Genomic DNA, 21,008 nt, shown 5'->3' on the forward strand with positions numbered 1-21,008 from the left:
GACCGGGGGCACCGCATGACAGCGGGTCACGGCGCATTCGTGTCGGCCGTTGCGAAATGACGGCGTACGAGGGAAATATTCCCTCGTGGCCTGCTATTTCGCAATGGCCGACATCGACCCGGGACGTGACCAGCGTGCAGGCCGTCCGACGACGCTGCAATCCACAGTCCGCGCAACAGAGTTCCTAACCCGGCCCCGCAGCGGACCCGGCCCCGTCGAACAGGTCCGTGATCTCCGCATCCGCCACCGCTCTCGGGCCCTCCATGACGAAGAACGAGACTCCCACCCGCACGTGCGGCCGGGCGATGTCGCGCGCGAGGAAGTCGACGGCCGCCGACCAGACGCCCTCCGCGTCCGACGACCGTTTCTGAACCAGAACGCTGAAGTACGCATCGCCAGCAACTTCGGGGTCGTCCGCGAACAGGCAGTTGGCGGCGTAGACGGTCGCCGTCGGCGGGCCGCTGCGCCTGCCTCCCTCGGCCGCGCTCCGCCACCGGATCGAGGCGAGGGCGAACGGGCTCTCGAGCTCGGCGATCACAGCCGGAATCCTAGATGAGCGGCTCCCGCCGATCGGACGGGACGGGGCTCGGGTGATCGTTCTCCGCGCGGCCCTTCGACTCGGATCGTCACTGCGTTCCTCCCCGGTTCAGGGAGCGGTGCGGCGCACCACGGTGGGAACACGACGGTTCACACCCGGCTCAGAGAGCGGTGCGGCACAGCAGCGGAGAACACAGCGGTTCACATGCATTTTCGACTCGGTTCACACACCGCAACGGCCCGGTCCTCCGGTCCGCTGACGCGGCGGGGCGCCGATCTCTACTCTCGGGGTCATGACCGAACGCAGGATCGACCTCGTCATCGGATGCCACGGTGCGGGCAAGTCGACGCTCATCGACACCGTGCTGCGACCCGAGCGGCCGGGTGTGCCGGTGATCGATCCCGACCGCATCGCCCGCCGCAAGTGGGGCGACGACGCTCCCCACCGGTCGTACGAGGCCAAGCAGATCGCCGACCTGACCCGCAGCGCACACATCGACGTCGGCCGCGAGTTCATCGGTGAGCTGCTGCTGGCCAAGGACTCCGAGATCGACGAGATCGAGACCGCTCGCGCGGCGGGCTTCGAGGTGGTGGTGCACGCGGTGATGGTGCCCGTCGACGTCGCCGTCGACCGGGTGCGCGCCCGCGCCGCCGCCGGCGGACTGACCGTCCCCGAGAGCGAGATCCGTCGGTACTGCCCCGAGATCTGGCCGTTGAGCTCGCGGGCGGTCACCCGCGCCGACCGCGCCGTCGTCTACCGGAACGACGGGCCGCACCCGGAGGCGATCGCCCGCCTCGTCGCGGGCACCGAACTGCCCGGCTCGTCCTGGCCGGAGTGGTCGCCCGTCCACCCCGGATGACCCGGCCCGGCCCCGGAGGACGACGCTCCGCATCCGGCACGACGATGACGATGCGGGTCAGGGTCGCACCGCACGGAAGGTCATCAGCTGCCCGAGCAGCCGCGGGCGCACCTCGACCGCCTCGAACCCGACGTGCGCCAGTTCCCGCCGTAGTTCCGCCGGGTCGATCAGCAGATGCTCCGAGCCGCTCACACCGTGCAGCACCTCGCCCAGGACTCCGGCGGAGAGGTCGTATCCGAGCAGCCGTCCACCCGGCCGCAGCACCCGGAACGCCCTCTCCACCAGCGGTTTCCAGTCGATCACGTGGTGGAGCATGAGCCAGGCGCAGACGATGTCGACCGATTCGTCGGGAACGGGGAGTCCACCGTCGGTGAGCACCGCCTCCGCGCGCTCGCCGTGGTGTGCCAGGCGTTTCTCCGCAGCGGCGATCATGGCCGGGTCGACGTCGGCGAGGATCAGCCTGTCGATGCCGTCGTGTTCACGGAGCAACCGGTCGGCCATCGCGCCGGCGCCGCCGCCGATCTCGAGCACCGTCCCGGCCCAGGGCGGGTCGTCGTCGACGAGCGGCAGGATCACCCGGTCCGCGAACACGCCCCACGGCGCCGACCGACAGAACACGCCCTCGACCCTGGACATCACGCTCATGGAGGCATCGTCCCGCCCGTCGACGGTCGACACAAGAGCCCGGTCGAACGGCGGACTCAGTTCTGCGCCGGCACGATCGTCGAACCGATCGAACCGATCAACGACGACGACACGCCGCCCGGCACCCGGACCAGACTGCCGTCCTTGCGGATCCGGTACGACCGCAACGTGGAGTGCGGCGCGTCCTGGGTGCCGAGGATGTCGACGGTCACCAGGCGCGAACCGTCGCCGGTCACCCAGTTCTGGCCGGACATCACCGGGCTCGGGCGACCGGGGTAGGGCGCGCCGGGCAGCGGAGCCAGCCGGCCGTCGGCGCCGATGCGGTAGCCCCAGGTGCTGTTGCCCAGCGCGTCCGGGGCGTACAGGAACTTCCCGTTCGGCGCGATCGAGATGCCGTGCGGCACCAGGCCCTGCGGCGCGAACGGCGATCCGGCCAGCTGCGTCAGCCTGCCCGACCCGCTCACCCGGTAGGCGCCGATCCCCGGCCGGCCTTCGGCGGCGGTGTACAGGAACTTCCCGTTCGGGGTGAACGTCGGGTTCACCGCGGCCAGCGGACCGGACTCGACCTCGCGCGCGGGCGAGAGGGAGCCGTCGCGCCGGACGTCGAACCGTCCGATGCCGCCGGACATGTACTGGGAGACGTAGACGTTCTCACCGTCGGGCGAGAACACGCTCTGCGGCAGCGGCGCGGCGGTCGGGATCGGCAGCGAACTGACCGGCCGGGCCGCTCCGCGGGCGGTCGGGATGCCGCGATCGTCGAGCGAGAAGCCCTGGATCAGGCCGCCGCCCTGCGGGTGCGGACCGTAGACGACGGCCATCGACGACCCGGTCGGCGACACCGAGACGCCGATCGGCGCGGGCGCGCCGCCGGTGCGGGCGGCCGGCAGTTTCACGGTGGCGATCCGGGTGAGTCCGCCGTCGTCGCCGATCCGGTAGACGAACACGGCGGGGTTCGGCACGGCGCCGAGCGCGTACAGGGTCCGTTTGACCACCGACGGGCGCAGGGTGGCCGCACCGAACGAGGTGGCGACCTCAGCGCCCGGGATCGGCCGCAGCCTGCCCGACTCGGTGACGGCGAAGCCCTCGATGTGGCTGGAGCCGGCCCCGCTCACATAGACGAAATCGGTCACGGTGTCCGGTGCCGCCGAGACCCGACCACCGGTGGCCGCCTCCGACACGGCACCGGTGACCAGGGCTGCGGCCATCATGAGGACTCGAAATAAGGTTCGACGTAAATTCATGTCCGGAACGTACTCGGCGGCGGGCACCCCGAATCGTTCAATTTTTCGGACATCGCGCGAGGCCCGTCCGGATGACGAGGAATCCGCCGATCAACCCTTGAGCCGCCACTTGATCGACACGCTCACTCGCACGGTCTGCTGTCCGGGTTCGATCGCCGTCGGCGCGGCCGCATTCGAGCTGCTCCTTCCGGAACGGGGTCTGCTGCCCGGACACGTTCTCCTCGATGCTGACGACGTCGCCGAGTTCGTCGCCGGACAGCGAGGCGTACTGTTCGGCGCGCGCCCGCGCATCGTCGAACGCCCGCTTCCGCGCGTCGGAGACGAGTGTCGAATCGTCCTCGATCGCGAACGAGATGCCGCCCAGCCTGGTCTGGTCGCCGCCCGCCTCGATCGCGGCGTCGAGCACCGACGAGGCCTTCGGCAGGTCCCGCACGACCACTCGGACGGTGTTGACGGCCTGGTAGCCGCCCACCCGGCTCACTTCGCCCTCGCGTGGACCGGTGTAGCGCGGCGAGATCGACATCTCCTGCGTCTGGATGTCCGCACCGTCCACGCCTGCGGCCCGCAACGCATTGCTCACCCGTCTGGCCGCGGCGTTCACCGCGCCGATCGCCGACGACACGTCGCTCCCCTCGGCCTCCACGCCGAGGTCGGCGCGCAGGGTGTCCGGTGCGCCCTGCACGTCTCCGGTGCCGGCGACCGTCACCACCCGGGTGTCGGGGTCGCCCGCCCCGTCGCTGCCGCAGGCCGCCGCCAGCATCGCGACCGCCGCCAGTACGACGATCATCGGCCACCGACCGATCGGATTCCGGATCCTGCCAGTGCCCATGGGAGTCCTCACTCGGTGTCGGGAACGGAACGTCACACCTCGATCATCCTTCCCCCGGCACCCCGGGCACAGCGATTCGCCCGGTCAGTCCTGGACGGCCTTCACGACGCTGATGCACCTGGTGATCCAGTCGTGTTCGTCCGCGTCGAGCCGCCGCCCGGCGCGCCGGGCGTCCTCGACGGCCCAGTGCGCGTTCAGGACCATCCGCACGATCACCCAGTCCCGCGCGCGCTCGTCGTCGAACCCGGCCGTCTCGACGACGGCGGCGAACCGCCGCCGGATCGATTCGCGCAGGTAGCCGGCCATCTCGTCCCAGCGGTTCCACAGCAGCGGCGCCACCTCGTAGTGCGGGTCGCCGGACACCGGCTGCGGATCGATCACCAGCCACGGCTCCCGCTCGGCGGCCAGGACGTTGCCGTAATGCAGGTCGCCGTGCACGATCGTCCCGACCGCATTGGGATCGACGACGAGGTCGCGCCCCAGCGCCAGCGCCTGATCCACCATCCGGCGCGGCATCGGGACCGCGTGCGCGTCCGTCTCCAGTGCGGTGAGCCAGCCGTCGAGCAGCCGCGGCAGCGCGGGGAACCGCTTCGGCGCGGGCCGGTGCAGACGGGGATAGAACCCGGCGACCAGCTCGCACGCCCGCAGATCCCACTCGGTGCTCAGATCCACTGCACTCCGCCCCTCGGCGCCCAGACGCTCCAGCAGCAGTGCGCGTCGCGCCGGATCGGCCCGGTACAGGCGGACCGCGCCGTCGCCGTCCCAGATCCGCAGCGCCAGGTGCTCCTGCGCGGTCTCCTCGGCGCCGTCGAACCCGACCTTGAGCATCGCGGCGGCGCCGTCGGCCCCGCGCACCGGGACCACGACCGAGGCGAATCCGTGCAACGGCTCCCCGACCGGCGTCAACCGCCATTCGGCGAGGAGGTCGTCGCACCGCCGCGGCAGGACGTCGACCCACGCCGCCCAGTCGGGGCCCAGCCGCCGTCGGGCCTGGAGTCCTTCGGGAATCCGCACCCGTCCACCGTAGGCCGATGGGCTAGCGTCGGCGAGGTGAGTCACCGCCTGCCCGAACCGGAATCGCCGGACACCGCCGCCACGCCGCCGCCCCGGGAACCCGCCGGACACGCGCACCCGCACTCGCACGGCCACTCGCATGCGAGCGGTCCGGTGGAGAATCTGGCGCATTACGCCCGGCCGCTGGTGCTGACGGTGCTGGCCCTCACCGCGATCGCGATGGCGGCAGGCGCGGTGCTGGTGTGGCCGAGCCATTCCGGCGACCGTCCGCTGCCCACCCGCTTCCAGTCCGCCGACGGCGGCCCGATCACCACCGTCGACGCCACCGTGGTGTCCCAGACCCGCGCCGACTGCGCCACCGCGGGCGACGGCACGCTCAGCGCCGAGTTCCCGCAGATCCCGTCGACCGGCGGCACCTGCATCAGTTCGATCGCCCGGATCGACTCCGGGCCCGATGCCGGGCGGTACACGGTGCTGGCGGTGCCCACCAATGCGAGCCTCACCGACGACGACCGGCCCGGCGGCACCGGCTCCACCGCGGACCTCGACCCCGACGAGCCCGTCGCCGGCCAGCCGACCCTGCGGGTCGACCAGCGGATCCGGCTGGCCGAGGTCGTCGCGCCCGACGGCCGGCAGCGCTACTCGTTCCACGACTACCGGCGCGGCACCGGTCTGCTGTGGTGGGCGCTCGCGTTCGTGATCGCGGTGATCGCCGTCGCCACCTGGCGCGGCCTGCGCGCGGTGGTCGGTCTGGCCTTCGCATTCGGGGTGCTGGGCTATTTCACGCTGCCGTCGATCCTCGACGGTAACTCGCCGGTCACGGTGGCCGTGATCTCGTCCGCGGCCATCCTGTTCCCGGTGATCTTCCTGGCGCACGGGCTCAACATGCGCGCCGCCTCCGCGCTGCTGGGCACCCTGCTCTCCCTGGGGCTGGCCGCGGGGCTGAGCCATGCCGCGGTGTCGTCGTTGACGCTCACCGGGCTGTCCGGCGAGTCGACGCGCAGCCTGCAGGTCTACCAGGGCTCCATCTCGCTGTCCGGGCTGCTGCTGGCCGGTTTCGTGATCGGCACCCTCGGCGTGCTGAACGACGTCACCATCACGCAGGCGTCCACCACCTTCGAGCTCGCGGCCCTGCCCGGTCAGTCCCGCCTGTCGGCGTTCCGCGGCGCGATGCGCGTCGGACGCGACCACATCGCCAGCACCGTCTACACCCTGGTCTTCGCCTACGCCGGCAGCGCCCTCCCCCTGCTGCTGCTGTTCTCGGTGGCCGGTCAGCCGATCTCCGGGCTGCTCACCGGGGAGGAGGTCGCGATCGAGCTGGCCCGCACCTTCGTCGGCGGCATCGCGCTGGCCCTGTCGGTGCCGATCACCACGGCCATCGCCACCGGTCTAGTCTCGACCCCGCGCGACACCCCCGCCTGACCGACTGCCGGCTGACCGGCCGCCGGTCCGTTCCGGCGGAGACCTAACCTGGATCCCATGTATGCCAAGGTGTGCGGTCTCACCGCAGTCGACGACGTCGCAGCGGCCGTGTCCGGCGGCGCCGATGCCATCGGGGTGGTGATGAACGACACCAGTCCCCGCGCGATCGACGCCGAGCTGGCCGCGCGGATCGTCGCGGCGGCGCGGGATCTCTCCCGGGCACGACGCCGCATCGACACCGTGCTCGTCGTGAACGACAAACCCGCCGACCGGGCCGCGCAGCTGGCCCGCGAGATCGGCGCCGACGTCCTCCAGTTGCACGGCCGGTACACGCCCGACGACTTCGCCGTCGCCACCGCGATCGCCCCCCGGGTCTGGCGGGCGACGTCCCTCGCGCACGACCCCGACCTGCGCGTCGGCGCCTACGGCGAGGAACTGCTCCTGCTCGACGCCCCGCGACCGGGTTCCGGGGAGCAGTGGGATCTGAGCGCGCTGGCCGAGCGCGGCCCCCGGGGACGCTGGCTGCTGGCCGGCGGGTTGCGGCCGGACAACGTCGCCGCGGCGATCGCACGCGCCCGGCCGTGGGGCGTCGACGTGTCCAGCGGCGTCGAGTCGTCGCCGGGGGTCAAGGACCACGCGAAGATCGCGGCGTTCCTCGCCGAGGTGCGTGCCGCCGCATAGCTCGACATATGTGTGTGGACTCACCGTGATCCGTCGTTGCGGTGAAAACTGTTAGTCAGTAACACTTGGTGGCATGTCCTCAGTTCTCTTCCGGCTCGGCCGGTTCTCCTTCCGCCACAAGTGGTGGGTTCTCGGCGCCTGGGTCGCCGTGTTCGCCATCCTGATCGGCCTGGTCGTCGGCTTGAAGCCGTCGTTCGACCGAGACTTCCAACTCCCCGGGACCGACGCCGGCATCGCCATGGAACAGATGCAGGAGAACTTCCCGCAGCTGGCCGAGCAGCAGACCAAGGCCCGCACGACGATCGTGGTGGCCGCCGACGACGGCCTCGCCGCCCACGCCGCCCAGATCGACGAGCTCGCCGCGGACCTGCGGGGCCTCCCCGGGGTGACCGAGGGCGACACGATCGTCAACCCGGTGACCGTCGCGAAGGCCGACCCGGCGAGCGCGGCGAAGGTCCTGTCCAAGGACGGCAAGATCGGCCTGATCTCCGTCGGCCAGAACATCGACGTCATGAATCTGAAGGTCGAGGACAAGGAGAAGCTGCTCCACGTCATGGCCGAGAACCGGACCGACGGCCTCCGGGTCGAGGCCACCGGCACCGGTATGACGGCCCAGGAGCAGAGCAGCGCCGAGGCCCTCGGCTTCGGCGTCGCGTTCCTGGTGATGATCGTCGCCTTCGGCGCCCTGGTCGCCGCCTTCATCCCGCTGATCAGCGGCATCGTCGCCGTGGGACTGACCATGCTGCTGCTGATGGTCGGCTCCGCCTTCATGTCGGTCAACCAGGCCGCCACCGGCATCGTCATGATGCTCGGCATCGCCGTCTCCATCGACTACGCGCTGTTCATCGTGTCCCGCTACCGCAACGAGCGGAACCGCGGCGGCGACCCCGCCGATGCCGCCGGCCGCGCGGTCGGCACCGCGGGCACCGCGGTGGTCTTCGCCGGCCTCATGGTGATCGTCGCCGTCGCCGCCCTGATGGTGATCGGCATCCCGATCATCACCCAGATGGGTCTGGGCGCCGCCGTCGCCATCGTCATCGCCGTCCTGTCGTCGCTCACCCTGATCCCGGCGCTGCTGGGCGCCTTCGGCCGCTTCGCGTTCGCTCCGCGGATCCCGTGGATCAAGCACGCCGAGCCGGACGAGCAGTACGAGTCGCTGGGCGTGAAGTTCGGCAGGACCGTCGTCAAGCGGCCGATCCCGTTCATCGTCGTCGGCCTGGCGATCCTCGTCGCCGCGGCGATCCCCGCCAAGGGCATGCAGCTGGGCATGGACATGACCTCCGACGACCAGATCGCCGCCCAGGAGATCATCGCCCAGGGCTTCGGCGAGGGCGTCAACGGTCAGCTGCTCGTCGTCATGCAGGGCGACGACGGCAAGGAGGTGGCCCCGGCCGCCGACGCCGCGGTCGAGAAGATCAAGACGATGCCCGGCGTCGCCCAGCCCGAGGCCCTGATGTGGATGGGCAACGGCACCGGCGCCCCCCTGATGCGGACCGGCGCCACGGCCGCGATGATCGCGGTGACCCCGCTGAGTTCGCCGGCGTCCACCGCGACGCACGACCTCGTCGAGAAGATCCGCGCCATCGCCCCGGAGATCGGGACCGCGGGTGCGCAGCTGCACGTCGGCGGCGAGACCGCCACCCTCTCGGACCTGTCGGCCAAGCTCGACGACGCCCTGATCGGCTACATCGCCGTGGTCGTGGGTCTGGCCTTCCTGATCATGATCGTGGTGTTCCGGTCCCTCTGGGTGCCGCTGATCGGCACGCTCGGCTTCGTGTTCTCGCTGCTGGCCGCGTTCGGCGTCACCACCGCGGTGTTCACCGACGGCTGGCTGGGCCTGATCGAACACCCCAAGCCGATGATCTCGATCCTGCCGATCTTCCTGGTCGGCGTGGTCTTCGGTCTGGCGATGGACTACCAGGTGTTCCTGGTGACCCGCATGCGGGAGGAGTTCATGCACGGCATGAGCCCGAAGGACGCCATCATCGCCGGCTACCGCCACGGCGCCCGCGTCGTGACCTCGGCTGCGGTCATCATGATCAGCGTGTTCGTCGCCTTCATGCTCTCCCCGGAGACCATGGTCGTGATGATGGGCTTCGCGCTGGCCGTCGCGGTGCTGTTCGACGCCTTCATCATCCGCATGATCGTCGTGCCCGCGGTGATCTCGCTGCTCGGCGCCAAGGCCTGGGGCCTGCCGACGTGGCTGAGCCGGATCATCCCGAACGTCGACGTCGAGGGCAGCGCCGTCCGCAACCGCGGCCTCTCCGCCGAGGTGGAGGAGCCCGTGGAGCTCGAGGGGGCGACCGCGAAGTGACCGCCGGATCGCAGCCCGGGTTGCGCGAGCAGAACAAGGCGCGCACCCGGGCGGCGATCCGTTCCGCCGCACTGGAACTGATCGCCGAACAGGGCTATCAAGCGACCACCGTGGCACAGATCGCCAAGAAGGCCGGGGTCTCGCACACCACGCTGTTCCGGTACTTCGAATCCAAGGAGCAGGTGATCCTCAGCGACGACTTCGACGACGCGCACCGGCGGATCCTGGACCACGTTCCACCGGGCCTGAATCACTTCGACCTGCTCCGCCGGACGGTCACCGAGATGTTCCGGATTGCCGCCGACGATCCGTGGGTCACCGACCCGCAGCGCCTGGCACTGATCCTCACCGAGCCCGCCCTCCGGATGGCGCATCAGATCGAGGCCGACCGCGCGATCCAGGAGATGACCGCCTTCTTCGCCGAGTACATCGGCGTCCCGGAGGACTCGTTCGCCCTGCGCGTCTTCGTAGCCGCGGGCTCCGGAGTGATGATGCACATCGCCGAACGGTCCGGCGCGCCGAGCGAGGACACGCTCACCGAGTTCCTCGATGCCCTGGACCTGTTGGAGAAGGGACTCCCCCTGTCCTGACCGGTCCCCCGGGGTAACGTCGTCCACCATGACCACTCCGGGGGATCGCAGCGGCACCGACCTCGGCCCGTACCGCCTCGTCCGACGCATCGGGCGAGGCGGCATGGGCGAGGTGTACGAGGCGGTCGACACCGTCAAGGACCGCACCGTCGCACTGAAACTGCTGCCGCCCGCTCTCGCGGACGACGAGCAGTTCCGCACCCGCTTCCTGCGGGAATCGCAGACCGCGGCCAAGCTGAGCGATCCCCACGTGATCCCGATCCACGACTACGGCGAGATCGACGGGCAGCTCTATCTGGACATGCGGATCGTCCGGGGGCAGGACCTGCGCGGCCTGATCAACACCGGACCGGTGCCGCCCGAGCAGGCCGTCGACGTGATCTCCCAGATCGCCGGCGCCCTCGACGCCGCCCACGAGTCGGGGCTCACGCACCGCGACGTGAAACCCGAGAACATCCTCCTCGACGCCCGAGGCTTCGCCTACCTCGTCGACTTCGGCCTGGTCCAGTCGGCGGGCCAGAGTTCGCTCACCGCCACCGGCGCTGCGATCGGCTCGTTCAACTACATGGCTCCCGAGCGGTTCGGCACCGGGGCGCCGGTCGGTCCGCCGAGCGACGTCTACGCCCTGGGCTGCGTGCTGTTCGAATGTCTCACCGGCGCCAAGCCCTTCGGGGCGACGAGCATGGAGCAGATCATCGCCGGTCACCTGCACCGCGCACTGCCCACCACCGGCACCGCGTACGACGCGGTGATCGCCCGCGCCACCGCGAAGAATCCCGCCGAGCGCCACGCCACCGCGGGCGAGCTGGCCGAGGCGGCCCGGCAGACCCTGGCGGGGCGGCCGCCGTCGTCGCCCGTCGTCCCGGTCCCGGCGGCCCCGATCACGGCCACCAAGACCGCGCCGCCGGGAACCTACGATCCGACCGCGCAGCGGGTGCCGTCCCAGCCCGTGCCCTCCCAGCCCGTGCCGGCCCCGCCGTATCCGTACCCCTACCCGTATCCGCCCGCCCCGCCGCAGCAGCCGGCACGGTCGGTCAACGTGCTGCTGGCCGCGATCGCGGTGATCGCCGTCCTCACCCTGGTCGGACTGGGCACCTGGTTCGTGCTCGCCGGCAGCGACGACGACACCACCGTCACCGATGCGAACGCGACGGTCGGCCAGGTGCCGCAGACCCTGACCGTCACCGCCACGTCGCAGGCTCCCGCCCAGGCGCAGGAGACGACGGTCACGGCGACGCAGACCACCGGCGACCGCGGTCTGGAGACCACCTCGGCCACCGGCGACCGCGGCGCCCGGCCCACCGGAGACCTGGGTTTGAGCACCCCCATCTCCGATCCGCCGTGCGACGGGCGGACCGTCGCCTTCGTCTACAACGCGACGACCCCTGGCGCCTACGCGCAGGAGGTCTCGAACGCGCTGGCGCAGTTCCCGGGAGCGTCGTACCTGCGGACCGACCAGTCGTGCTCGTCGCTGCGGCAGTCGCTCGACGGGAACCCGATCTACGCCGTCTACTACGAGGGCTCCTCGCTGTCGGACACCTGCTCGACCAAGGCCCGGATCGGCGGCGAGACGTACGCGCGCAAGCTCGACGACTCGACCCCGGTCGGCGTCGAGATCTGCTGATCCCCCGCCGGTGACCGGTCTCCCCGCAGGGGCGAAAGTCACGACTGTACCGACAGTCGTCATCCGCCACAGGTTGTTAACTTTCACAGGTTACGATCCCAGCGTGCTGGAAGAACTCAACAAAAAGGCCAAGAACGTCGGACTGCATGTCGCCGACGCCAAGAAGTCCAAGCTGTTCACCATCCGGAAGGTGAAGAACGGCAAGCTCGTCGCGAAGAACGTGACGGCGGACGAAGCACTGTCGATCATCAAGAAGCACAAGTGATCCCCGGCGTGCAGTCACTGGTGCACGCCGCCCTCCGTCCCGCACCCGCCCTCTCCGACCTCGGTCGAGCGCTCGGCCTTCAGCACCACTCCTTCGACGGGTGCCTCGTCGTGGTCACCGGAGCCTCCTCCGGCATCGGCGAGGCCGCCGCGCGGAGGTTCGCCGAGCGGGGCGCGCACGTCGTCGCCGTCGCCCGGAACCTCGGACCGCTGACGGAGGTCTGCGAGTCCATCGCCGCCGCCGGGGGCACCGCGTCGCCGATCACCGCGGACCTGTCCGACGTCGCCGACGCCGAACGCCTCGCCGCCGAGATCACGGACCGGTTCGGCGTCCCGGACGTCTTGGTGAACAACGCGGGCCGGTCGATCCGACGCACCGTGCTCGACACCGTCGACCGCTTCCACGACTTCGAACGCACCATGGCGCTCAACTACTTCGGCGCGGTCCGGCTCACCACCGCGCTGCTGCCGGCGATGGTCGAGCGCGGCAGCGGCCGGATCGTCAACGTGGTCACCTGGGGCGTCGCCGCCGGATCGATGCCCCGATTCAGCGCGTATCACGCGTCCAAGGCCGCGCTCGCCGCCTTCGGCCAGAGCCTCGACGACGAATGCCGCGGCACCGGCGTCAGCGTCGGCAACGTCGGGTTCCCCCTGGTGCGGACGCCGATGATCGCGCCGACCGCCGCGTACGACGACGCCCCCGCGCTCTCCCCCGACGAGGCCGCCGACTGGATCCTCACCGCGGCCCGGACCGGCCGCCGCGAGATCTACCCGCGCTACGCCACCGCGCTGCGCGCGCTCGCCGGGCACTCCCCGCGCCTGGTCGGCGACCTGATCCGCCGCGCCGGAATCTGACCCCTCGTCGACCGAGCGAGCGATCTGTCAGAATCGACGGCATGGCCGATTTCATGTCCCGCGCGGACCTCGACTTCCTGCTCCACGACTGGCTGAAGGTGACCGAGCTCACCGAACGACCGCGATTCGCCGAGCACTCGCGCGAGACCTTCGACGCCGTCCTCGACCTCAGCCACGACATGGCCGCCAAACTGTTCGCCCCGCACAACAAGAAGTCCGATCAGAACGAGCCGACGATCGGCCCGGACGGCGCGGTGGTGCTGATCGACGAGGTGACCGAGGCGGTCCGCGCCTACGGCGAAGCGGGCCTCAACGCGGGCACCTTCGACGTCGAACTGGGCGGGATGCAGCTCCCGCACACCGTCGCGCGCGCCTCGATGATCAACTTCCAGGCGGCGAACGCGAGCACGTCGTCGTACGCCTTCCTGACCGTCGGCAACGCGAACCTGCTCGCGAAGCACGGTTCGCCGGAGCAGATCGACACCTGGGTGCGGCCCATGCTCGACGGCCGCTACTCGGGCACCATGTGCCTGTCCGAACCGCAGGCCGGATCGTCGCTCGCCGACATCACCACGCGGGCGGTGCCGAACGACGACGGGACCCACTCGATCACCGGCACCAAGATGTGGATCTCCGCGGGCGACCACGAGATCACCGAGAACATCGTGCACCTGGTGCTGGCCAAGACCCCCGGCGGCGGCCCCGGCGTCAAGGGGATCTCGCTGTTCATCGTGCCCAAGCACCTCCCGGACGGCCGCCGGAACGACGTCGCGCTGGTCGGCCTCAACCACAAGATGGGCAACCGCGGCACCACCAACACCCTGCTCAACTTCGGCGACGGCACCTTCGCGCCGGAGCCGTCCTCGTCGGACGGGCCCCGTCGCAACCCCGGCGCCGTCGGCTACCTCGTCGGCGAGGAGCACCAGGGTCTGCGCTACATGTTCAACATGATGAACGAGGCCCGCATCGGGGTGGGCTTCCTGGCCACCGCGCTCGGCTACACCGGCTACCTGCAGTCGGTGGAGTACGCCGCGACCCGCGTCCAGGGCCGCCCGGTCGACTCCAAGGATCCCACGAGCGCCCCCGTGCCGATCATCGAGCACGCCGACGTCAAACGGATGCTGCTGGCGCAGAAGTCGTACGTCGAGGGCGCGCTGGCGCTCGGACTGTACGCGTCGCGGCTGGTCGACGAGGAGACGACCGCCCCGGACGAGGCCGATCGCATCGAGGCGCACACGCTGCTCGAGGTGCTCACCCCGATCGTCAAGAGCTGGCCCAGCCAGTGGTGTCTGGAGGCCAACAGCCTGGCGATCCAGGTGCACGGCGGGTACGGCTACACGCGGGAGTTCGACGTCGAGCAGTGCTACCGGGACAACCGGCTCAATCCGATCCACGAGGGCGCGCACGGCATCCACGGGCTGGACCTGCTGGGCCGCAAGGTGATCATGGACTCCGGCGCCGGATTCGGGGTGCTCGCCGCGCGGATCGGCGCCGCCGTGACGCGCGGGCGCCAGGCGGGCGGCGCGGCCGCCGAGTACGCCGAGTCGTTGAACGCCGCGGTGGCGCGGCTCGGCGAGGCGACCGCGGCCGCGTGGTCGTCGGGCGATCCGGCCGTGGCGCTGGCCAACGCGACCGCGTACCTCGAGGCGGCGGGCCACATCGTCGTCGCGTGGATGTGGCTGGAGCAGTCGCTGGCGGTCGGCGACCGGACCGGCGACTTCTTCGACGGCAAACGCGCCGCCGCCCGGTACTTCTTCGTCTACGAACTGCCCAAGACGCGCGCCCAGCTCGACCTGGTCGCCGCGAACGACCGGACGACGCTGGACGCGCAGCCCTCCTGGTTCTGACGGCCGGAGTTCAGTGCGCTTCCAGCCAGGTCAGGACGTCGTCGAGCACCTCGTCCTGTTCGGGCTCGTTGAAGATCTCGTGGAAGAGCTCCGGGTAGATCTTGACGGTCACGTCGCCGCCTCCGCCGAGTTCCCCGATCATCCGGGTGCCGTCGGGGTTGGCGAGCGCGTCCCGGCCGCCGTGCAGCGCGAGGGTCGGCACGCGCAGACCCGGCAGCCGCTTCGGGAAGGTGGTCATCTCGGCGATGAGCGCCCCGCCCAGACCCGCCGGGATCTTGCCGTGGAACACCTGCGGATCGGCCTCGTAGGCGGCCACCACCTCCGGGTCGCGGGAGACCGCCGACGCGGGCAGCGCCGTCGCCGGGAGCCGCGGGACCAGACCGCCGAGCACCGGAGCCAGGGCGACCATCACCGGCGACAGGTCCGCCCCCGGGACCACCGCGGGCCCGGACAGCACCAGTCCGGCGATGCCGTCGGGGCGATCGAGCGTGTACGAGAGCGCGATCGCCCCGCCCATGCTGTGCCCCACCACGTAGAGCGGGAGGCCGGCGCGTTCCACCGCGCCGATCACCCGGCCGAGGTCGGCGACGAAGTCGCCGAAATCCTGCACGTCGGCCGGCGTCCCGTCCGACCGACCGTGTCCGGCGTGATCCGGTGCGACGACGACGTACCCCGCCTCGAGGAGCTTCGCGATCACGTGGCCGTAGCGTCCGGCGTGCTCGCCGAGGCCGTGGACCAGCGCGATCACGCCGATCGCCTCGGTGTCGGGCCGGTAGACGTCGTACACGATGGTCCGGCCGCGCGAGCCGAGCAGTGAGCGTTCCGAATGAGCCACGGGGAGGTCTCCTAGATCGGTGATCGATTCACCGGTGATAGTAGGAGACTCGGCGCCTCTCAGTCCTTACCCGGCAGGGCCCGTCGCGGATCGGGGTGCGGCTTGCCGCTGAATCCGAGGATCCCGGCCACCCCGCGGCCCGCCGACTCGATCATCCCGAGCGGCTTCATCGCGGTCTCCGCCAGCGTCACCAGGACGTCCACCTGATCGACGATGCGCTCGAAGCCGGCTCACCACGCCGCCCATCCGGTTGACGGTGGTGTCGACGTTGTCCAGCGAGCGGTTGAGCCGCGCGAGGGTGGCCTCCAGGTTCTCGATGGCGCCGTCGAGCTCACCGATGGTGTTGGTGAGCGCGCCGAGCGCCGGACCGAGGTCGCTGACGATGCCCTCGACCTGGTCGACGGTCTGGTCCGCGTTCATCGCGGCCTGGGCCAGTTTGCGGAGCCGCTGCCGCTCGCGCCCGGGCCTGTCGTTGGTCGGATTAATCGCCATGGTGCTGATTATGACTGTTGCCGAGCCCGGGCGAGTCGATTGGGTGGCATCGAGTGCATCGATTTTCTCGCGGCCGGCATCGCCTCCGGAAACCGTTGTGTGAAGCTGGACGGCATGACCCATCCTCCCGTCTCCCCTCCGCTCGCCGAACTGGTCGATGCCCACCTGGATCGCGCCCGCACCGACCTGGCCGAGTCGGTCGCGTTCGCCTCGGTGCACGACGACCCCGACCGCGCCGAGGAGAACCTCGCCGGTGCGCAGTGGGTGGCCGACCGGTTCACCGAACTGGGCTTCGCCTGCGAGGTGATCGAGACGTCGGACGGGTCGAGGGCGATCGTCGGACACCGGCCCGGGCCGGACGGCGCCCGCACCGTGGCCCTGTACAGCCATCACGACGTGCAGCCGGCCGGCGACGAAGCACTGTGGGACACCCCGCCGTTCGCCCTGACCGAGCGGGACGGTCGCTGGTACGGGCGCGGCGCCGCCGACTGCAAGGGCAATCTGGTGGCGCATCTGACGGCGCTGCGGGCGGTGGGCGATGCGGCGTCGTGCCATGTGCGGATCATCGTCGAGGGCTCCGAGGAGGCCGGCGGGGAGGGCCTCGACCACCTGGTGCGCGAGCGGCCGGAGCTGTTCGACGCCGACCTGATCCTGATCGGCGACACCGGCAACGTGGCGGTGGGGGTGCCGACGCTCACCACCGGCCTGCGCGGTGTGGTGAACGTACGCGTGCGGATCCGGACGCTGGAGACCGCGGTGCACTCGGGACAGTTCGGCGGTGCCGCACCGGATGCGATGGCCGCCTTGATCGCGCTGCTGGCGACGCTGCGCGACGAGGCGGGCGATACGACGATCGACGGCCTCGACGGCGACGCGCGGTGGGCCGGCGCGGACTATCCGGCCGAGCGGTTCCGCACCGATGCCGGGGTGCTGCCCGGGGTCGGTCTGCTCGGTTCGGGCACGCCGGCCGACATGGTCTGGGCGCGGCCCGCGGTCACCGTGATCGGCATCGACGCACCGTCGGTCGATGCCTGCGCCGCCGCGATCATCCCCGAGGCGACGGCCCTGCTGAACCTGCGGATCCCGCCGGGCGTACGACCGCAGGAGGCGTACGACGCCCTCGAGACGCACCTGCGGAACCGGATCGGCGGGCGGGGCGAGCTGGAGGTGACCCCCGACGCGATGGGCGCCCCGTTCGCCGCGAAGACCGACGGGCCCGGATACGCCGCGCTCACGGCGGCGATGCGCGAGGCGTACGACGACGCCGAGGTGGTCCACTCCGGTCAGGGCGGTTCCATCCCGCTGTGCACGGTGCTGGCCGAGACCGTGCCGCACGCCGAGATCGCGCTGCTGGGGGTGGAGGAGCCGCAGTGCCGGATCCACGCCCCGAACGAGAGCGTGGACCCGGGCGAGATCCGCCGCACCGCGCTGGCCGAGGCGATCCTGCTGACCTCGTTCTGACCGACCTCCTTCTGACGGGGTCGCGCAGACGCACGGGGCCGCCGTTCAGAACGCTGCCGTTCAGAACGCTGCCGTTCAGAACGGCGGCGGGCCGTCCCGTCTCCGCACCCGGTCGCGTTCACGCCGCCGCCGGGCGCGCTCGGCCTTCCGCCAGGCGTGCTTGTCGGCGGTGGCGGCCCGACGACCGCCGCGCGGCGCACGACCGTTTCCCGGACCGGGACCGCGCTCCGAACCCGTACCGTGCGTCGGTCCCCGTTCGTGCTCGTGCTCGTGCTCGTGCGGGCAGCGGAGTCCCCGTGTTCCGGAGAACAGCCACTGGTTCGGGGCCCGGACCTGGAATGTCGTGCCGTGACGCAGGGTCACCGACGTCCAGACCACGCCGTCGGCGTCGATCCACTGGTCGTCCACCCACCCGTCGTCCGGGACGGTGGCACCGAGGTGCGTCTTGAGCTGATGATGCCTGAGGCATTTGGGGCCGAGGTTGCACAGGCAGGTCGGTCCGCCGCTCGCCGGGCACAGCGCGTCGAACTCCTCGACATGATCGAGTTCGCAGTTCCACGCGGGGCGCTCGCAACCCGGTATGGCGCATTCGCCGAACAAGCTCTTCACCAGTGCCTCCAGCGTGGCCGTCGGCCGGTACCCGTCGGACGGCTGGCGGGCAGCCGCCGTGGGCGCCGGGGCCCCGACGGATTCTCGGAGCGCCGACGGGGCGTCCGGATCGAGGTCGCGGACGGTCGTGTCGGTGCGTCCGGCGATCTCGCGCAGCCGGTCGGCGCCGATCACGCCGTGGCCGTCGAGGAAGCCGGGTTCGTCGTTCTCGCCGTCGAGGGTCGACTTCCGGCACACCGCGTGGACCACCACGCGAGCGGTCCGCTTCTCGACGGCCTCGTCCGACAGCGTCGCGACGCAGGTGGCGGCGTCGTCGCAGGCGCAGGTGAACGCCAGACCCCGCAGGCGGGCCAGCGCGGCCGCGGATCGTCGTTGACCGGCGGTCCGGGGATCGTTCGGGCAGACGCCCGCCGCCAGCGCCTCGAGTTCTGCGAAGGCCACGCGGGCGTCGATCTCGTCGGCGGTCACGACGACCCCGGCCAGACCGTCGCCGTAGTCGCGGCATTGCACGTTCTTCCGCTTCTGGGCCTTCTCGTGCCGGCGCCGCACCGCATCCGGGTCGTGGCGGGCCACCACCAGGTCGGCGATCGACGACGCCCGTTTCTCCGAGATGTGCCCGGCCTCGGCCAGGGCGGCCGCGAGTTCGGTGTCGATCTGGGCCAGGACGACGGGATCGTCGACGATGTCCGAGCGGTGGACGACGGCGTCGAACATCGCCTGACCGATCGCGCCCTCCCGCAGCATCCCGGCAGTGCGCGGGAGCCGCTCGCTCGCCGCGATCGCGGCGCCCACCAGCGTCCGCGCGGCGTGGAGCGGCACCGCGAACAGCACGCCGATCTCGGCGACCGCCACGGTGTACGGATCGAACAGGTCGCGCTCGTCCCGCCCCGACTCGATCAGATCGGAGAGCGTCGCGACGGCGATGTCGACGAACTCGCCGATCGCGCGCAGCTGCGCCCAGTAGAGGTACGCCTGCCCCCGGAACGCCGAGGCCGCGTACCTCATCCAGCCGCGGCATTCGGCCCGCTCGCCGTCGGCCGGGTCCGGCACCGTCATCCCGACCGAGGCCAGGTCGATCCCGTCCCACGGCGACGACCGATCGAACTCCCCCATCGCTACCCCCTCAGCGAATGATCGAACATGTGATCCCGGTGACCATGACGCTACCCCCGTTCGATCATGGGCACAAGTGTTCGATATTGATCTCGCGGACTGTTCCTTTCGGGAGCGGGAAGAGGGTCTAGCCCAGCGGTCCGCAGACACCCGCCGGGAACTCGTCGATGTTCCGCAGCCACCACCTGCCCACCCGCGAGACCATCGCGGCACCGTCACCGAACGAGCCGCTCTTCGGCGTCGCCGCGATGCTGACTCCGTAGGCGCCGCGCGGCGTGGTGACCACGGCGAGCTGCCGGACCACCTGCCTGCCGTCGGTGTTCGACACCGGGCCCCAGCCGCCCTTCACCGCGGCGGTGACGCCCGGAGACTTCGGGTTCGACACGCCCCACCGCTGGTTCTTATCGGTGTGCGCCATGTAGTCGAGGACGTCGGCCCCGTCCGGGAGGCAGGGCAGGTGCGCGGCGAAGATCGACTGGTCGGTCAGCGCCCAGCGCGTGTACCCCGGATAGCTGCGGGGACGGTCCTGGTCGGAGGCCACCCGCGTCCGGCCGTCGTGCGCCTCGCGGAGCACCGCCTCCACGCCGTCGACGGATTTCCGGCCGCCCCCGACGGCACGCCAGAGAGCCTCCGCGGCCGCGTTGTCGGATGCTTCGATCGCCCGGATCTCCTGGGCGGTGACGGCCGAACCACGGGCCCGCTGCGCGGCGATCGCGACCGGCACCTTCATCGTCGACCACGCGCGGGCGGTCTTGAGGTTCCCGAACGAGATCGGCACGTCGCCGCCGACCGGCGTGATCGCGATGCCGACCGCACCGGGCAACGAGGCGGCCATCGACCCGGTCAGCCGCTGGAAGCTCTCGTCCAACTCCGCCTTCGGCACCGCCGGCGGTATCGGCAGCGCAGGCATCACCGGCACTCCGAGACTGCCGTTGGGCAGCCCCGGGACCACGTCGTGCAGCCGAGGGAGCGCCTGCGCGGCACCACCCGCGGCGAACGTCGAACCGACTATCGCGACAGCCATTCCGACCACGAGCACACACCGTCGAACCGAAACCACAATCACCCCTAGAGTCACACCTGCAACACAGGTAACACTAGGGCGTGTGCCCGGCCCCGTCGAGCCCCACGACCACGACGAGACCCGAATGTCACTGGATCGGTATGGTCTTTCCATGTCTTACGGGGGTAACAGCCAACAACCGACTCAGCCGGGCGGTACGCCGCAGTTCACGCAGCATCCGCCGGGCAAAGGCTCGTCCACCGTCCTCATGGTCTCGATCGTCTGCATCACGCTCGCGGTGACGGCGATCGTCATCACGTTCCTGCTCACCAGGTCCGACGACGATGCCTCCTCCAACGCGTCGGACACACCCGGCACCGTGGTGCACACCGAGGTCCGCGAGACCACGACCCAGACCGAGGTGCAGACACAGACTGTCGTCCCGAACGTGCCCACACCACAGAATCCCCCTGCCCAGAACGACCTCGAAGCAGTTCTGGCCGCCGAGGGCTTCACCCTCGCGTGCCCGAACTCGTCAGTCCGCAAGCAGAAGGAGGAGACCACCTGCGAATGGGCGAGCAAGGTCGAGGACGAGATCCGCAGTCGCGGCGGCGGCTTCAACGACGTGGGAATCTACAGCGACGGCGCGAAGACCACGATCTACACGAGCTGCCACGACCAGGGCGCTTACTACCAATGCACCGGCAGGAACTCGACGTTCGCCGTCGTCAAGTAGTCCTCACCGACTGTCACACCTACGAGCGACGCCACC

The 21,008-nt window shown here is 70.7% G+C and carries 19 protein-coding genes and 1 pseudogene; 11 read left to right on the forward strand and 9 right to left on the reverse strand.

What is annotated here, in order from left to right; genetic code table 11:
• Nucleotides 1-184 precede the first annotated feature (184 nt).
• Nucleotides 185-538 (reverse strand): hypothetical protein, encoded by a 354-nt coding sequence (locus tag QM809_RS18875; protein WP_415047385.1) that lies wholly within the window; start codon nucleotides 536-538, stop codon nucleotides 185-187.
• 292 nt (nucleotides 539-830) lie between these two features.
• Here QM809_RS18875 and QM809_RS18880 point away from each other — a divergent pair, with 292 nt between their 5' ends.
• Nucleotides 831-1,397: an AAA family ATPase gene (locus tag QM809_RS18880; protein ID WP_415047386.1), complete on the forward strand. Its 567-nt coding sequence runs from the start codon at nucleotides 831-833 to the stop codon at nucleotides 1,395-1,397.
• A 57-nt stretch (nucleotides 1,398-1,454) separates the two neighbouring features.
• On the opposite strand, the gene QM809_RS18885 is transcribed toward QM809_RS18880, so the two are convergent.
• From QM809_RS18885 to QM809_RS18900, 4 genes are all read right to left on the reverse strand, one after another.
• Entirely contained in the window at nucleotides 1,455-2,042 is a 588-nt protein-coding gene (locus QM809_RS18885) for a class I SAM-dependent methyltransferase (RefSeq protein WP_415047387.1), read from the reverse strand.
• A 56-nt stretch (nucleotides 2,043-2,098) separates the two neighbouring features.
• The gene (locus QM809_RS18890; RefSeq protein WP_415047388.1) at nucleotides 2,099-3,247 is read right to left on the reverse strand and encodes a lactonase family protein; all 1,149 of its coding nucleotides are present in this window, start codon (nucleotides 3,245-3,247) and stop codon (nucleotides 2,099-2,101) included.
• Nucleotides 3,248-3,320: 73 nt separating this feature from the next.
• On the reverse strand, nucleotides 3,321-4,112 hold the full coding sequence (locus tag QM809_RS18895) for an SIMPL domain-containing protein (RefSeq protein WP_415047389.1): 792 nt from the start codon (nucleotides 4,110-4,112) through the stop codon (nucleotides 3,321-3,323).
• A gap of 84 nt (nucleotides 4,113-4,196) precedes the next feature.
• Nucleotides 4,197-5,126, reverse strand: a complete 930-nt coding sequence (locus QM809_RS18900) for an aminoglycoside phosphotransferase family protein (protein WP_415047390.1) — start codon at nucleotides 5,124-5,126, stop codon at nucleotides 4,197-4,199.
• 36 nt (nucleotides 5,127-5,162) lie between these two features.
• Here QM809_RS18900 and QM809_RS18905 point away from each other — a divergent pair, with 36 nt between their 5' ends.
• The 8 genes from QM809_RS18905 to QM809_RS18940 all read left to right on the forward strand — a co-directional run bounded on the left by QM809_RS18905 (nucleotide 5,163) and on the right by QM809_RS18940 (nucleotide 14,723).
• Nucleotides 5,163-6,548: a YibE/F family protein gene (locus QM809_RS18905; RefSeq protein ID WP_415047391.1), complete on the forward strand. Its 1,386-nt coding sequence runs from the start codon at nucleotides 5,163-5,165 to the stop codon at nucleotides 6,546-6,548.
• Nucleotides 6,549-6,605: 57 nt separating this feature from the next.
• The gene (locus tag QM809_RS18910) at nucleotides 6,606-7,229 is read left to right on the forward strand and encodes a phosphoribosylanthranilate isomerase (RefSeq protein ID WP_415047392.1); all 624 of its coding nucleotides are present in this window, start codon (nucleotides 6,606-6,608) and stop codon (nucleotides 7,227-7,229) included.
• Between the two features lie 73 nt (nucleotides 7,230-7,302).
• Complete coding sequence (locus QM809_RS18915) at nucleotides 7,303-9,543, forward strand: MMPL family transporter (RefSeq protein WP_415047393.1); 2,241 nt, start codon at nucleotides 7,303-7,305, stop codon at nucleotides 9,541-9,543.
• Nucleotides 9,540-10,133 (forward strand): TetR/AcrR family transcriptional regulator, encoded by a 594-nt coding sequence (locus QM809_RS18920; protein WP_415047394.1) that lies wholly within the window; start codon nucleotides 9,540-9,542, stop codon nucleotides 10,131-10,133. The genes QM809_RS18915 and QM809_RS18920 overlap by 4 nt, the downstream gene beginning before the upstream one ends.
• A 28-nt stretch (nucleotides 10,134-10,161) precedes the next feature.
• The gene (locus QM809_RS18925) at nucleotides 10,162-11,757 is read left to right on the forward strand and encodes a serine/threonine-protein kinase (RefSeq protein WP_415047395.1); all 1,596 of its coding nucleotides are present in this window, start codon (nucleotides 10,162-10,164) and stop codon (nucleotides 11,755-11,757) included.
• Nucleotides 11,758-11,860: 103 nt separating this feature from the next.
• Nucleotides 11,861-12,022 carry a hypothetical protein gene (locus tag QM809_RS18930; protein ID WP_415047396.1) on the forward strand — a complete coding sequence of 54 codons (162 nt, stop codon included), beginning with the start codon at nucleotides 11,861-11,863 and terminating at the stop codon, nucleotides 12,020-12,022.
• Complete coding sequence (locus tag QM809_RS18935; RefSeq protein WP_415047397.1) at nucleotides 12,019-12,876, forward strand: SDR family NAD(P)-dependent oxidoreductase; 858 nt, start codon at nucleotides 12,019-12,021, stop codon at nucleotides 12,874-12,876. Before QM809_RS18930 ends, QM809_RS18935 begins: the two co-directional genes overlap by 4 nt.
• A 41-nt stretch (nucleotides 12,877-12,917) precedes the next feature.
• Complete coding sequence (locus QM809_RS18940; RefSeq protein ID WP_415047398.1) at nucleotides 12,918-14,723, forward strand: acyl-CoA dehydrogenase; 1,806 nt, start codon at nucleotides 12,918-12,920, stop codon at nucleotides 14,721-14,723.
• Between the two features lie 10 nt (nucleotides 14,724-14,733).
• Here the strand turns inward: QM809_RS18940 and QM809_RS18945 are convergent, their stop codons facing one another.
• Nucleotides 14,734-15,558 carry a lysophospholipase gene (locus QM809_RS18945; RefSeq protein WP_415047399.1) on the reverse strand — a complete coding sequence of 275 codons (825 nt, stop codon included), beginning with the start codon at nucleotides 15,556-15,558 and terminating at the stop codon, nucleotides 14,734-14,736.
• Between the two features lie 59 nt (nucleotides 15,559-15,617).
• Nucleotides 15,618-16,050 (reverse strand): annotated as a pseudogene (locus QM809_RS18950) (hypothetical protein).
• Nucleotides 16,051-16,164: 114 nt separating this feature from the next.
• Between QM809_RS18950 and QM809_RS18955 the strand changes: the two are divergent.
• Complete coding sequence (locus tag QM809_RS18955) at nucleotides 16,165-17,511, forward strand: dipeptidase (RefSeq protein WP_415047400.1); 1,347 nt, start codon at nucleotides 16,165-16,167, stop codon at nucleotides 17,509-17,511.
• Nucleotides 17,512-17,586: 75 nt separating this feature from the next.
• On the opposite strand, the gene QM809_RS18960 is transcribed toward QM809_RS18955, so the two are convergent.
• Nucleotides 17,587-19,233, reverse strand: coding sequence for a DUF222 domain-containing protein (locus QM809_RS18960; RefSeq protein ID WP_415047401.1), 1,647 nt, complete (start codon nucleotides 19,231-19,233; stop codon nucleotides 17,587-17,589).
• A gap of 127 nt (nucleotides 19,234-19,360) precedes the next feature.
• Nucleotides 19,361-20,257, reverse strand: a complete 897-nt coding sequence (locus QM809_RS18965; RefSeq protein ID WP_415047402.1) for a hypothetical protein — start codon at nucleotides 20,255-20,257, stop codon at nucleotides 19,361-19,363.
• An 82-nt stretch (nucleotides 20,258-20,339) separates the two neighbouring features.
• Here QM809_RS18965 and QM809_RS18970 point away from each other — a divergent pair, with 82 nt between their 5' ends.
• Complete coding sequence (locus tag QM809_RS18970) at nucleotides 20,340-20,972, forward strand: hypothetical protein (RefSeq protein WP_415047403.1); 633 nt, start codon at nucleotides 20,340-20,342, stop codon at nucleotides 20,970-20,972.
• Nucleotides 20,973-21,008 lie beyond the last annotated feature (36 nt).

The organism is Gordonia sp. (in: high G+C Gram-positive bacteria) (genome assembly GCF_047600385.1).
GTDB lineage: Bacteria > Actinomycetota > Actinomycetes > Mycobacteriales > Mycobacteriaceae > Gordonia.

What these genes read in the sequence shown, in the direction of transcription:
- QM809_RS18880 (WP_415047386.1), top strand. Translation starts at nt 831, where the DNA reads ATGACCGAACGCAGGATCGACCTCGTCATCGGATGCCACGGTGCGGGC.
- QM809_RS18885 (WP_415047387.1), bottom strand. Translation starts at nt 2,042, where the DNA reads ATGAGCGTGATGTCCAGGGTCGAGGGCGTGTTCTGTCGGTCGGCGCCG.
- QM809_RS18890 (WP_415047388.1), bottom strand. Translation starts at nt 3,247, where the DNA reads ATGGCCGCAGCCCTGGTCACCGGTGCCGTGTCGGAGGCGGCCACCGGT.
- QM809_RS18895 (WP_415047389.1), bottom strand. Translation starts at nt 4,112, where the DNA reads ATGGGCACTGGCAGGATCCGGAATCCGATCGGTCGGTGGCCGATGATC.
- QM809_RS18910 (WP_415047392.1), top strand. Translation starts at nt 6,606, where the DNA reads ATGTATGCCAAGGTGTGCGGTCTCACCGCAGTCGACGACGTCGCAGCG.
- QM809_RS18915 (WP_415047393.1), top strand. Translation starts at nt 7,303, where the DNA reads ATGTCCTCAGTTCTCTTCCGGCTCGGCCGGTTCTCCTTCCGCCACAAG.
- QM809_RS18925 (WP_415047395.1), top strand. Translation starts at nt 10,162, where the DNA reads ATGACCACTCCGGGGGATCGCAGCGGCACCGACCTCGGCCCGTACCGC.
- QM809_RS18940 (WP_415047398.1), top strand. Translation starts at nt 12,918, where the DNA reads ATGGCCGATTTCATGTCCCGCGCGGACCTCGACTTCCTGCTCCACGAC.
- QM809_RS18955 (WP_415047400.1), top strand. Translation starts at nt 16,165, where the DNA reads ATGACCCATCCTCCCGTCTCCCCTCCGCTCGCCGAACTGGTCGATGCC.
- QM809_RS18960 (WP_415047401.1), bottom strand. Translation starts at nt 19,233, where the DNA reads ATGGGGGAGTTCGATCGGTCGTCGCCGTGGGACGGGATCGACCTGGCC.
- QM809_RS18965 (WP_415047402.1), bottom strand. Translation starts at nt 20,257, where the DNA reads ATGGCTGTCGCGATAGTCGGTTCGACGTTCGCCGCGGGTGGTGCCGCG.